Genomic DNA, 12242 nt, shown 5'->3' with positions numbered 1-12242 from the left:
GCCCATGCCACCCATCTTCTCGTCCCGCCGCCAGCAGAACCGATTGACGCAGGACGAGGGCGGCCACGAGGTGTCGGCCGAGCTTCGAGCGCTGTTCGAGCTGAGCCCCGTGGGTTTGGCCCTGGCCGATCCCGGCGGGCGGCTGCTGCGCACCAACGGGCCGTGGGAGGCCCTGAGTCCTGCAGGTGCCGATGCGCGAGGATTGCCCGCACTGCCACCAAGCTGGCAACACCTGCTGGGCTGGCAGGCCGGGCAATGGCTGGGCTGGCCGGAGGACGTCGCCGAAGAAGCCTGGGTCGATGGTGTCGGCGGCCGCCGCGTGCACGTTCGTGCGCGGGTGCGCCGACTGGTCGCACCCACTCTCGGTTCGCCGGCGCGCTGGCTGCTGCAGGTGGAGGACCTGGCCCTGCAGGATGACGCGGCCCGTGCGGCGGTGCAGATCAACGCGCTGATGGGCACCGCCGGGGTGGGCGTGGCCACCTGGGATGTCGAGCAGGGCTGGACATCGGCAGCCGCACTGCGTCCGCCGGCCGGTGCGCAGACGGCAGCAGCGGTTTCCGGCAGCTCCTCTACGTCGCAGCTCTCGCAGCTGTCGATCGGCCGCGACGTCGTCGAGAGCGAATCGCTGGCCGACTACGGCCGACTGCAGCAGGCGTTGCGCAGCCGCGAGCGCGTCGAGGTGCGCTACGCGGTGCGTCACCCCGACACCGGCCGGCGCTGGCTGCTGACCCGCGTCGAGCCCGCCGAGCTGGGGCCGCAACGGCCGGCCATGAGCGTGGTCACGCTCGACATCACCGACGAGGAAAACGCCCGCCGCCACAACGAGCTGCTGCTGGCCGAGCAGGCGAGGGTGCGCGAATCGCTTCTGCTGCAGACCGACCGCACCCGCGCGGTGCTGGATTCGGTGCTGGTCGGCATCGTCACTGTCGACGCCAACCGCATCGAGTGGATGAACCGCTCGGCACGCCGGATGTTCGGCGGCGAGCTGGCGGACTTCCAGGGCCAGCCCATTTCGGTGGTGGCCTCGCCCGAGCCAGGCCACCCCTTGCGCCGCACGGACTGGGCCAGCATGCTGGCCGAAGGCCAGGCCGAGACCTTCGAGTGCAAGCTGGTCGCGCGCGACGGGCGCGAGTTCTGGGTCGTCGGCAATGCGGTGCTGACCGGCAGCGAGGCCGGTGCCGGGCAGCTGACGTTCGCCTTGCTCGACATCGAGCGCCGGCGCCAGGCCGAGAACCAGATCGCGCAGGCCCAGGCGAGCCTGCAGCGCATCATCGAGACGGCTCCCCTGGCCATCGCGCTGTTCGACGGCCGCGGGCTGCAGGTGCTCCAGCTCAACCAGATGCTGTCGGAGTTCGCGCGTCGTCCGGCGGCCGAGATCATCGGCCGGCCGCCCTCGCTGTGGCTGCCCGGCCCCGAGGCGGCGGCCCTGTCCACCGACTTGCACCACGCCGTCGCGACGCGGGAGGTGGTGAGGCGCGAGCTGCACCGCGATGCCGACCCGGACACCGGCGAGCCGGCGCGCGAGTGGGACGTGCGCATCGTCTCTCTGCGCGACACCGCCAATGGCGGCGAGGACCACCTGCTGCTGGTGGCCAGCGACGTGACCGAACAGCGCGCTGCCGAGCAGGCCCGTTTCGACGCGGCCATCGCGCAGCGCGAGATGCTGGTGAAGGAAGTGCATCACCGCATCAAGAACAACCTGCAGGGTGTCGCCGGCCTGCTGCAGCAGAACGCGCAGCGCCACCCCGAGGCGGCGGCGGCCCTGGCCGAGGCCGTGGGCCAGGTGCATGCGATCGCGCAGGTGCACGGCCTGCAGGTGGGCATGACCGGCCCCTTGCGGGTGCGCGGGGTGATCGAGGCGATCTCGCAGTCGGTCCAGCGCATGTTCGGCCGCGCCATCCGCTGCGAGGTGAACGGACCGGCGCCGCACCGCTTTGCGCTGACCGAGGCCGATTCGATCCCGATTGCGCTGACCGTGAACGAACTGCTCACCAACGCCGTCAAGCACAGCGCGCAGCAGGGCGGCGAAGCCTCCGTGGCCTGCCGGCTGGATTGCGAGGCCGCCGCGGTGCGCATCTGCGTGAGCAGCCACAGCCGCCTGCCGGCGGGCTTCAACCTGGCCCAGGTGCCCCCTGGCATCTCCGGCCTGGGCCTGGTGCGGGCCTTGCTGCCTCGCAAGGGCGCCGCCATGACGCTGGAACAGCAGGGCGAGGAGGTGGTGGCAACGCTGCGCCTGGAGCGGCCGGCGGTGACGCTGCTGGAGCCGCTGTGAGCAGCGCTTGGGCGACAATCGTGAGGACGGATTCCGCGGAAAATCGCGCGGAGGGATTCCGCGGAAATGAGCGCCGCCCGGCCGCCGGGATCGATGCAAGGCATCGCAAGGGATTGAAATGAGCGCCACCGGCATGAAGGGCAAGATCCTGGTCGTCGACGACGACCGGCTGGTGCTGGCCACCGTCACCCACGGCCTGGCGCGCGCCGGCTACGAGGTGATAGACGCCGACAACGGCGACGACGCCATCCTCCTGGCCCGCGAGCACAAGCCCGACCTGGCGCTGCTGGACATCCGCATGGAGGGCAAGTCGGGCTTCGACGTCGCCGCCTACCTGCGCAGTTCGCTGGGCACGCCGTTCATGTTCCTCTCGGCCTTCGCCGACGACGCCACGGTGGCGGAGGTCAAGGCCCTCGGCGCCGTGGCCTACCTCGTCAAGCCGCTGGACATCTCGCAGATCGTGCCGACGGTGGAGGCGGCGCTGTCGAGCGTGCGCGCCCGCCGCATCCCGACACTCCCGGGCCCCCAGCCAAGCGCGATGGCAGCCGCACCGGCGGGCGACGCCTTGTCAGATCCGGTGCCCATCGCGGTGGGGGTGCTGATGCACCGCTACTCGCTGCCCCGCGCCGAGGCCCTGGCTCGATTGAACCGCCTGGCCGAAGCCGACGGCCGCTCGCTGCACGCGCAGGCCACCGCCCTCATCGACGCCGTCGAACTCCTCTCCCGCCCCGGCGCCGGCTAGCGTGGGGGCTTCAAGTCCTCAGCTCAAGGTGAAGTAGAAGCGGGCGCCTTTGCCGACTTCGGCCTCGGCCCAGATGTCGCCGCCGTGGCGGCGAATGATGCGGCGAACCGAGGCCAGGCCGACCCCCGTGCCCTGGAAGTCGTTGGCGCTGTGCAGGCGCTGGAAGACGCCGAAGAGGCGGTCGGCGAAGCGCATGTCGAAGCCGGCGCCGTTGTCGGCCACCATCAGCACCCGCTGGTTCTGGTGCGACTCGTGGCGGAACTCGATCTTCGCCACCGGGACCTGGCCCGAGTACTTCCAGGCGTTGCCGAGCAGGTTCTCCAGGGCGATGCGCAGCAGGGTCGGGTCGCCGTGCACCAGCATGCCGGGCTCGACGTGCGCCTCCACCACCCGGTCGGGATGCTCGCGGCGAAGGTCCTCGAGGATGTAGGTGGCCAGCTGGGACAGGTCGACCGGCTTCTTCGACAGCGGTTGCTGCTGCAGCCGGGACAAGGCGAGCAGCGCGTCGATCATGCTGTTCATGCGCGCGGCGGCGGCCAGCACCCGCTCCAGGTGGTCGTTGCCGATGCGGTCCAGGAAGCGGCCGTAGTCTTCCTTCAGGATGCGGGCGAAGCCTTCGACCACGCGGATGGGGGCGCGAAGGTCGTGCGAGACTGAATAGGCGAAGGAGGCCTGCTCTTCGACCGCCGCGGCGTCGGCCGGCTCGGCGGCCGTCTTCGGCCGCAGCAGCAGCAGGCGGCCTGCGCAGGCGCCATCCTCTTCGCCCAGCTTCAGCACGCAGGCGGTCCAGTCGCCCGCGTCGAGGGTCTGCCCGGGCTCCAGCGTGTCCAGCGACTCCGCCAGGGGGGCCGGCAGCCGGCTGCGGGCCTCGGTCCAGGTGGGCAGGGCGCCGTCGTGGGACTCGCCCCATTGCAGCAACTGGGCCGCATTCGAAGACAGCGCGGCGACCTGCCAGTGGCCGCCGTCGCGCGCCCTGGCGCCGTGGCCCCCGTCACGCAGCGCCAGGGCGGGCACGTCCAGTTCGGGCCAGACCTTGGCGAGCAGCGCCTGCGCGAAGCGCCGCCGCTCGTCGTCGCCCAGCGGCTCGGCGGTGCCGACGTAGCCGTTGAAGCGACCTTCGCCGTCGAACTGCGGGTAGGCGCGCAGGCGCCAGGGTTGTGCATCGGCCTGGCGGCGCACGCGCAGCGGCTCCAGCGGCGCCTGGGCCTCCAGCCGCGCCCGCAGCGCGCCGGCGTGCTCGTCGCCCAGATCGAACTGCTCCCACACCGGGCTGCCCAGCGGACGGGCATCGGCCCAGTCCGCGGCCGGTGCGCCAGGCGGCGGACGCCACTGGCGCAGGCGGTGTTGAGCGTCGCTCTCCCAGAGCCAGGCATCCACCAGCTGCGAGGCGAGCTGCTGGCCCAGACGCGCTTCGCGCAGGCGGCCGGCGTTGCGCTGGTGGCTCCACGCCATGCCCGCCGCGGCACACGCCGCACCGAATGCGAGCATGGCAAGCCATGCATAGCTGGCTGCCGGGGACGTGGCCGACGGCACCGCGATCTGCCACAGCAAGGCCACGATGCCGGAGATCAGCGCCGAGACGATCAGCGCCATCGTGAGGCCGCGCCCGCGCAGGAGGCCACGAGGCGGGCGGGTGAGGCGAGCCATGCGGTCCATTGTAAGGAGCGCCCCTGCATCCGCTGCGGTAGGAACCCCTGTGCCGAAGGCGGTCGCCGCTGTCAAAAGATCCGCAAAAAAGACGGGATCGGCGGATTTTGCGGGCCAATGCAACCTTGACGCGACACCTCGGCTCGACCGATGCTCTCAGGATGTATATTGGGTCCGCAGCCCCCCTTGGAACCATGTTGGAAGCCCGGCCCACGTCCTCTGCCGACGACCCGAACCGCACCGTGCTCGACCCGGCCAGCCTCGATCAGCTGCGCCAGCTGGATCCGAGCGGCGGCACCGGCTTCGTCGCTCGCGTGCTGGGCACCTATATCCGCTCGCTGGAGCGTCACGAGGCCGAAGCGCGCCAGGCCCGCGCCAACGGCCAGTGGGATGTCCTGGCCCGTGCGGCGCACACGCTGAAGTCCGCCTCGGCCAGCGTCGGCGCCTTGCTGTTCTCCGACATCTGTGCCGATGTCGAAGGCCGGATCCGGCGCCAGGAGTTCGACCAGCTCGAGCCCCGCCTCGACCGGTTCTTCAGCGAGGCGGCCCGCGTGCGCGATGCAGTCCAGGCGCAACTGGGGCCGGCAGCCTCATGACGGCCGCGGGTACCAATCTCGGATTCAGCCATGCCGAGCGGCCCCGTGTGCTGCTCGTCGACGACGATGAGGTGAACCTGATGCTGGTGTCGGCCGCGCTGACCCAGCACGGCTTCGACATCACCGAGGCCACCGATGGCGAATCGGCCCTGCGCCTGCTGCGCGACTGGACGCCCGACCTCGTCGTGCTCGACGCCCGCATGCCAGGCCTCGACGGCTTCGAGACCTGCCGCGAGCTGCGGCGCATGTACGGCTTCGAGAACATCCCGGTGCTCATGCTCACCGGCCTGGACGACGAAGGCTCGATCAACAAGGCCTACCAGGCCGGCGCGACCGACTTCTTCGTCAAGTCCAACCAGTGGAGCCTGCTCGCCGGCCGCCTGCGCTACATGCTGCGCGCCTCGCGCACCAACCTCGAGCTCGCGCGCAGCAAGTCCAAGCTGGCCCGCGCCCAGGATCTCGCCCGCATGGGCAGCTTCGACTGGTGGTACGACCCCAGCCAGCCGCTGAGCCGCGGGCTCGACCTGTCGGAAGAAGCGCTGCGGGTGTTCGGTTTCGGCCCCGACGACCAGCCGGGCCTGAACTACCTGATGCGCTCGATCCCGCCGTCGGATCGCCGCGCGCTGCTGCGCTCCGCGCGCGAGGTGCTGCAGCAGGTCTCGGTCTTCGCCACCGACGTGCCGATGAACCTGCCCGACGGGCGCTTCCGCATCCTGCACGTCGAGGCCGAGCCCGAGTTCGCCGAGCACGGCCACTGCATCGGCTACACCGGCATCGTGCAGGACGTGACCGACCGCCGCCAGGCCGAGGACACGGTGCGCCGCCTGGCCAACAACGACGCGCTGACCAGCCTGCCCAACCGGCGCCAGCTGGTCTGGCGCACCGAGCGCGCGCTGGAGTACGCGCGCCGCCTGGGCCACCAGGTGGCCCTGCTGATGATCGACCTCGATCGCTTCAAGAACATCAACGACACGCTCGGCCACACCGCGGGCGACGAGCTGCTGATCGAGGTGTCGGCCCGCCTGCGTAGCTGCGTGCGTCACTCCGACCAGATCGTCGAGGGCGTCGTCGAATCGGCCGGCACCCGCACCCACCGCTCGCTGGAGGCGGTCGGTCGCCTGGGCGGCGACGAGTTCATCGCCCTGCTGCCCGAGGTGGGCGACGAGCACGATGCCGAGCGCGTCGGCCAGCGCATCCTCGATGTCCTTCGCGAGCCCGTCTACGCCGGCGGCCAGGAGTGCTTTGCCACCGCCAGCGTCGGCATCGCGCTGTACCCGCGCGACGGCACGAACGTGCACGACCTGATGCGCAACGCCGACGTGGCGATGTACCGCGCCAAGGACGACGGCCGCAACCGGCTCGCGGTCTACAGCCCCCAGGGCGCCACCCGCGGGCGCGAGAAGCTCGAGCTCGAGACGGCACTGCACAAGGCGATCGAGCGCGACGAGCTGGTGCTGCACTACCAGCCGCAGGTCGAGGTCTCCACCGGCCGCATGGTCGGCGTGGAGGCCCTGATGCGCTGGAAGAGGGGCGACCAGCTGGTGCCGCCCAACGAGTTCATCCCCCTGGCCGAGGTGACCGGCCTGATCGTGCCGATGAGCGAATGGGTCCTGCGCGAGGCCGCCAAGCAGGCCCGCGAATGGCAGCAGGAGTTTGGCTTCGACGGCACGGTGGCGGTCAACATGCCCTATCGCATGTTCCTTCAGAAGGACATGGTCGAGCTGGTGCACGCCGCGGTGAGCCCGCACGGCCTGCCGCACCGCATGATCCAGCTCGAGATCACCGAGGAAAGCCTGGTCAAGGACTTGCAGAGCATCCAGCCCACGCTGCAGCGCCTGAACGAGATGGGCGTGCAGATCTCGGTGGATGACTTCGGCACCGGCTACTCCTCGCTCTCGCGCCTGACCGACCTGCCCATCTCCGAGGTCAAGATCGACCGCTCGTTCGTCAAGAACATGGCCGTGACCCACAAGGGCACGGCCGTGGCGAGGACCATCATCTCGCTGGCCCAGGTGCTGGAGCTCAGGGTGATCGCCGAAGGCGTGGAGACGCTGGCGCAGCAGCAGGCGCTGGTCAACGAGGGTTGCGACCTGATGCAGGGCTTCCTGTATTCGCGCCCGGTGCCGGGCCACCAGATCGGCCCCTGGAACCAGCAGCAGATCATCGCCGGCCAGGGCGACTGGCAGCGCAGCCCGGCCCTCGCGCCGCGGGCGCGGCGCGAACACGGCACCTGACATGGAGCCCCCACGGCCCCTCCCGGGGCCTGCCCCCGAGGGGGCTCGAGACATGGTGCCCCCACGGCCCCCTGCCAGGGGCCTGCCCCCCGAGGGGGCTCGCGCAGCGGACCGGCGGAGCCGGATCCGCGCACGCCCTGGGGTGGTTCGCGTAGTCGCAGGGTGAGATGAACACGCCGGCTCAGATCGCGAAGGCCGCCTTGCGCCGCTTGGCGCTGGCGAAGCTGGAGCCCACGCCAGAGAACTACGCTCAGGCGTGGGCAGAAGAAAGCGGCGAGGCGCGCGCCACCGGCGGGCTGCCCGCGCGTGCCAGGCCGCTGGCCGAGCGCATCGCGCAAAGACTGTCCGAAGACCCTGCGCAGCGGGCCGAGCTGGTGCAGCTGCTGCAGAACGGCGAATGGGACGACGCCCTGCGATGGCTGGAGCGCAGCGGTGAAGCGGCGGCGGCGCAGTCGCAGGCCTGGGCGCAATTGATCGAGCGGCTCACGCGCGGCCTGGAGCGCGGAGGCAAGCAGTGGACGAGCGCGCGCAAGAAGGAGAGCCTGCAGCGCGTGCTCGATTCCAGCCGCGGTGACATGCAGCGCCTGCTGCATCGGTTGCGCCAGCTGGTCGGATCCTGGGATGGCGACGAGGGCTCGGCGCCCTCGGCGCCCGGCACCGAAGAGGCCCCCGCCGCGCCGGCCGAGGCGGCACACGCGCCGCCTGCCCTGGCCGCGGAAGTGCCGGCCGCCTGGCCGGACGTCGTCGCCCCTTTGCACGGCACGGTGCAGGCCGCGCTGCCCGCGGATTCCGAGCGGGCGATGGAGCTGGCCGACGAGCTGAAGGCCGTCGCCAGGCGGATAGCCCACGAAGGCGCGACGCCCGAGCTGGCGGCCGAGACCAGCGCCCTGTGCCAGCGCGCCAACCGCCTGCTGGCGCACAGGCATCACCTGCTCGACCAGGTGCACCGCTTCAGCCGCGAGCTGACCGAAGGCCTGACCGAGCTGGCCGAGGACGACAGCTGGGTCCAGGGCCAGGTGGCCAGCCTGCGCGAGCGCCTGTCCGGGCCACCGAGCGCGCGGGCCGTCCAGTCGGCCAGCCTGCTGCTGGCCCAGGCGCGCGCCCGCCAGCAGGAGCTGCGCGGCGATCGCGACAAGGCGCGCGATGCACTCAAGCAGCTCATCCAGCGCATGCTGGCCGAGCTCGGCGAGCTCGACCAGCACACCGGCCGCTTCAGCGAAGGCATGCTGCGCTATGCCGAGACGGTCGAGCGCGCCGATTCGCTGGAGTCGCTGGCTGGCGTGGTGCGCGAGATGGTCGACGACAGCCGCGCGGTGCACGGGCTGGTGTCCAGCACCCGCGAGCGACTGGCCGGCGAGCACCAGCGTGCCACTGAACTCGAAGAGCAGGTGAGGTCGCTGGAGCTCGAACTGCGACGCCTGTCCGACGAGGTCGGCACCGACGCGTTGACCCAGGTCGCCAATCGCCGGGGCCTGATGCAGGCCTTCGAGGCCGAGAGGTCGCGCCTGGAGCGCGACGGCGGCCCGCTGGCCGTCGGCCTGCTCGACATCGACAACTTCAAGCGCCTGAACGACAGCCTGGGCCACGCCGCCGGCGACCAGGCCCTGGTCGCGCTGGCCCAGCACGTGCGGCGCTCCCTGCGGCCGGTCGACGTGGTCGCCCGCTTCGGCGGCGAGGAGTTCGTCGTTCTGCTGCCCGGCACGCCGGTCGACGAAGCCCAGAAGGTCCTGACGCGTCTGCAGCGGGATCTCAGCGCCAGCCTGTTCATGCACGACGGCAAGGAGGTCTTCGTCACTTTTTCCGCCGGGGTGACGCCCTACCGCATGGGCGAGAAGATCGAATCGGCACTGGAACGCGCCGACGAGGCGCTGTACGAGGCCAAGCGCACGGGCAAGAACCGCACGTGCGTGGCCTGAGCACCATGGGACGCTCGCGCTGGCTCGATGCCATCGTCGTGCGCACGGTGCGATCGGTCGACCAGGCGTCGGGCCTGGCGGATGAGCAGGAGGCCGTGCAGGCGGGGGCGCGTGCCTCGGGCGGCGCGCGCGAACGCATCGTGGCCTGGGCCTGGGCACGGGCCGGCCGGCTCGGGCTGACCGACGAGATCGAGCGCTGGCGATCGCTCCTGCCCTGGCTCGTGGGCGGCGCCGCCGTGGGGGTGGGGCTGCTGTCGGTGCCGCTGCTGAAGTCCGTCATCGGGCACGACCGCCACATCAACCTGCTGGGGGCGCTGGCGGCCGTGCTGGCCTTGCCCACGCTCAGCCTGCTGCTGTGGTGCGGCAGCCTGATGATGGGCCGTGGCCATGCCGGCGGCGGGCTCGCACGCGGGGTGGTCTCCCTGTCGATGCGGCTGCCCGGCCTGCGCACCCGCCACAGCCCGCACCTGTGGGCCGCGGCGATAGAGACCTTGCGCGAGGCCGGTCTCGGCCTGTGGGCCCTCGGCGCGCTCAACCACGGGTTCTGGATCCTGGCCTTCAGCGGCATCCTGATGGGACTGCTGGCAAGCTTTGCCTTCTGGTCGTACACGCTGGGCTGGGAGACCACCATCCTCAGTCCCGGCTTCTTCGCCTCGGTCGTGCAAGCCATCGGCTGGTTGCCGGCGAGCCTGGGCTTCCCCCTCATCGACCCGGGCCTGGCCAACTCCACGGCGGCCGCCGGCGACCAGGCTTCGCGCGCGTGGTGGTTGATCGGTTGCACCCTCGTCTATGGCCTGCTGCCCCGCCTGGTGGCTTTGGCCGGCTGCGCCATCGTCGCCTGGCGGCGCTGGCCCGCCTTGGGCCAGGCGGACATCGAATCCGCCGCGGGCCGAGAACTCGCCGAGCGCATGGCCCGCATAGCCGCATCGGCCGCAATCGGAGCGCTGCAGACGCGCACCGACGGCCCGCGCGTGCCCCTGGCGCTGCTGGGCTTCGAGCTGCCTGCCGACACCGCCTGGCCGCCCCAGCCGCTGGGCGAGCCCCTCCCCACCGGCGCCTGGTCACGGGCCATCGCGGGGACGGCCGAGGAGCGCCGCGCTTGCATCGAGCAGGCGCTGGCCACGCGCCCGCACCGTCTGCTGGTGGCGTGCCGCGCCGCTGCCACGCCGGACCGGGGCACGGAGCGGTTCCTGCAGGCGCTGTTCGCCCCCGCAGGGCAGGGTGCGCTCTGGCTTCAGGGCGAGCACGAGCATCCGGCCTGGCAGGCCTGGCTGCAGGCATCGGCCTTGCGCGGGCTCGCGGTGGTGCGCGATGGCGACTCCGCCAGGGCCTGGCTGGCCGGACGAGGCCATGACTGACCGGCCGCTGCGGCTGGTCGTCGTCGGCCACGTGAACGCCGGCAAGACCACGCTGATCCGCTTGCTGGCCCGGCAGCCGGGGTTTGGCTCGGTGAGCGTGCAGCCAGGGAGCAGCGACCGCATCGAGCCGCTGCCCCTCCGACTGGGCGATGCGCTGCTCGACTGGGTCGACACCCCGGGCTTCGAGGACCCGATCGCCCTGTGCGAACGCCTGGCGCGGCTGGCCCAGCCGGCGCCGGCCGAACGCCTGAAGGCGCTTCTCGGCCAGCCGGAGGTGGTCGCCGAGCATGCGGGCGAATGGCGGGCGCTGGGAGCGGCGCTGGAAGGCGACGCCATCGTCCTGGTGCTCGACAGCGTCGAACTGGTGCTGCCCAAGCACCGCGGCACGCTGGAGCTGCTGCGGGCCTGCGGCCGGCCCGTCGTGGCGCTGCTGAACCGGCCCGGCCACCCCGCGGCCCGGCCGGATGAATGGGCCGCGGTGCTGGCCGGCCATGGCGTGAACGAAGTGCTGCGGCTGGATGCCTTCGCGCCCGATCCGGCCGCCGAGCAGGCGCTGATGCGCGCGCTGGCGGGCCTGCTCGCCGGGCGGCAGCCCTTGGCAGGCGGCCTCGAGGCGGCCTGGAGGTCCGAGAGGGAACGGCGTCGCGAAGCCGGCCTGGCCCTCATTGCCGACACGGTCGTCAGCCTGGCGGCCCGGCGGGAGACCTTGTTCAAGGCGGATGTCACGGATCCTGCACGCAAGCAGCAGGCCATCGAGCGGTTCCGGAGCGCGGTGATTGCCGAAGCCGAAGCCTGCGAGCGCCGTCTGATCGCCCAGCATGGCTTGCCGCCGGAAGAGCCGGGGCCGCAGCCGGCGAGCCTGGTCGACGGCGTCGCCGGCCGCTGGGAGGACGACCTGTTCAACGCCGAGGTGCTCAAGGATGCCGGCGGCAAGCTGGCGGGCGGTGCGGCCCTGGGTGCGGCGATCGGGCTGGGTGCCGACGTGGCGCTGGCAGGGCTGTCGCTCGGGGCGGGGGCTGCCCTCGGGGCGGCGGTCGGCAGCATCGCCAGCCAGGGCCTGGCACCCACCGGCCGGAAGCTCCTGCACCGCGTCACCGGCCAGCTCGACCTGACGCTCGAAGATGCTGTGCTCGTGGTGCTCGCCGGACGGCTGACGGCCGTGCAGGAGGCCGTGGAGCGTCGCGGCCATGGAGCAAGTGGCCCCTGGCCGCGGGCGGTCGTTCCGGCCATCGATCCGGCAGCCGCCGAGGCGCTGGTGCGCCTGGTCACCCCGGCCCGGGGGCACCCCGAATGGGCCGCCGGTGCGCAAGGGCAGGACACCGGGGATCCGGCGCGCCGCAAGCTCGTCGCGCGGCTGGCCGGCCCCCTGGGCCAACTGCCCCGAAGCCCGCCGTGAACGGGTGAGACCTGATGGCGGATTCGGCGGCGCAAGGGCGAAATATGATCCAGACCCGGCGCACGCCAGCGTAGTCGAGGG

Annotated in this window: 8 protein-coding genes; 7 read left to right on the top strand and 1 reads right to left on the bottom strand. The window is 71.9% G+C overall.

Annotated features, from left to right (window positions below):
- Positions 1–4 precede the first annotated feature (4 nt).
- Positions 5–2272 (top strand): PAS domain S-box protein, encoded by a 2268-nt coding sequence (locus ACS5PM_RS24780; RefSeq protein WP_439390436.1) that lies wholly within the window; start codon positions 5–7, stop codon positions 2270–2272.
- A 118-nt stretch (positions 2273–2390) separates the two neighbouring features.
- On the top strand, positions 2391–3014 hold the full coding sequence (locus ACS5PM_RS24775) for a response regulator (protein WP_439390435.1): 624 nt from the start codon (positions 2391–2393) through the stop codon (positions 3012–3014).
- 18 nt (positions 3015–3032) lie between these two features.
- Here ACS5PM_RS24775 and ACS5PM_RS24770 read toward each other — a convergent pair whose 3' ends face one another.
- The gene (locus ACS5PM_RS24770; RefSeq protein WP_439390434.1) at positions 3033–4661 is read right to left on the bottom strand and encodes a sensor histidine kinase; all 1629 of its coding nucleotides are present in this window, start codon (positions 4659–4661) and stop codon (positions 3033–3035) included.
- Positions 4662–4855: 194 nt separating this feature from the next.
- Between ACS5PM_RS24770 and ACS5PM_RS24765 the strand changes: the two genes are divergently transcribed.
- The 5 genes from ACS5PM_RS24765 (at position 4856) to ACS5PM_RS24745 (ending at position 12161) form a co-directional block, all read left to right on the top strand.
- Positions 4856–5257: an Hpt domain-containing protein gene (locus tag ACS5PM_RS24765; protein WP_439390433.1), complete on the top strand. Its 402-nt coding sequence runs from the start codon at positions 4856–4858 to the stop codon at positions 5255–5257.
- On the top strand, positions 5254–7491 hold the full coding sequence (locus ACS5PM_RS24760; RefSeq protein WP_439390432.1) for a putative bifunctional diguanylate cyclase/phosphodiesterase: 2238 nt from the start codon (positions 5254–5256) through the stop codon (positions 7489–7491). The genes ACS5PM_RS24765 and ACS5PM_RS24760 overlap by 4 nt, the downstream gene beginning before the upstream one ends.
- 167 nt (positions 7492–7658) lie before the next feature.
- The gene (locus tag ACS5PM_RS24755) at positions 7659–9407 is read left to right on the top strand and encodes a GGDEF domain-containing protein (RefSeq protein WP_439390431.1); all 1749 of its coding nucleotides are present in this window, start codon (positions 7659–7661) and stop codon (positions 9405–9407) included.
- Entirely contained in the window at positions 9395–10765 is a 1371-nt protein-coding gene (locus ACS5PM_RS24750; protein ID WP_439390430.1) for a DUF2868 domain-containing protein, read from the top strand. Before ACS5PM_RS24755 ends, ACS5PM_RS24750 begins: the two co-directional genes overlap by 13 nt.
- Positions 10758–12161 (top strand): DUF3482 domain-containing protein, encoded by a 1404-nt coding sequence (locus ACS5PM_RS24745; protein ID WP_439390429.1) that lies wholly within the window; start codon positions 10758–10760, stop codon positions 12159–12161. Before ACS5PM_RS24750 ends, ACS5PM_RS24745 begins: the two co-directional genes overlap by 8 nt.
- Positions 12162–12242 lie beyond the last annotated feature (81 nt).

Source organism: Ideonella flava, assembly GCF_051857595.1.
Lineage (GTDB): Bacteria > Pseudomonadota > Gammaproteobacteria > Burkholderiales > Burkholderiaceae_C > Ideonella.
This window is presented reverse-complemented; position numbering and strand designations above follow the sequence as displayed.

Coding starts and splice junctions, on each gene's coding strand:
- ACS5PM_RS24770 (WP_439390434.1), bottom strand. CDS start 4,661: ATGGCTCGCCTCACCCGCCCGCCTCGTGGCCTCCTGCGCGGGCGCGGC.
- ACS5PM_RS24745 (WP_439390429.1), top strand. CDS start 10,758: ATGACTGACCGGCCGCTGCGGCTGGTCGTCGTCGGCCACGTGAACGCC.
- ACS5PM_RS24765 (WP_439390433.1), top strand. CDS start 4,856: ATGTTGGAAGCCCGGCCCACGTCCTCTGCCGACGACCCGAACCGCACC.
- ACS5PM_RS24775 (WP_439390435.1), top strand. CDS start 2,391: ATGAGCGCCACCGGCATGAAGGGCAAGATCCTGGTCGTCGACGACGAC.
- ACS5PM_RS24780 (WP_439390436.1), top strand. CDS start 5: ATGCCACCCATCTTCTCGTCCCGCCGCCAGCAGAACCGATTGACGCAG.
- ACS5PM_RS24755 (WP_439390431.1), top strand. CDS start 7,659: ATGAACACGCCGGCTCAGATCGCGAAGGCCGCCTTGCGCCGCTTGGCG.
- ACS5PM_RS24760 (WP_439390432.1), top strand. CDS start 5,254: ATGACGGCCGCGGGTACCAATCTCGGATTCAGCCATGCCGAGCGGCCC.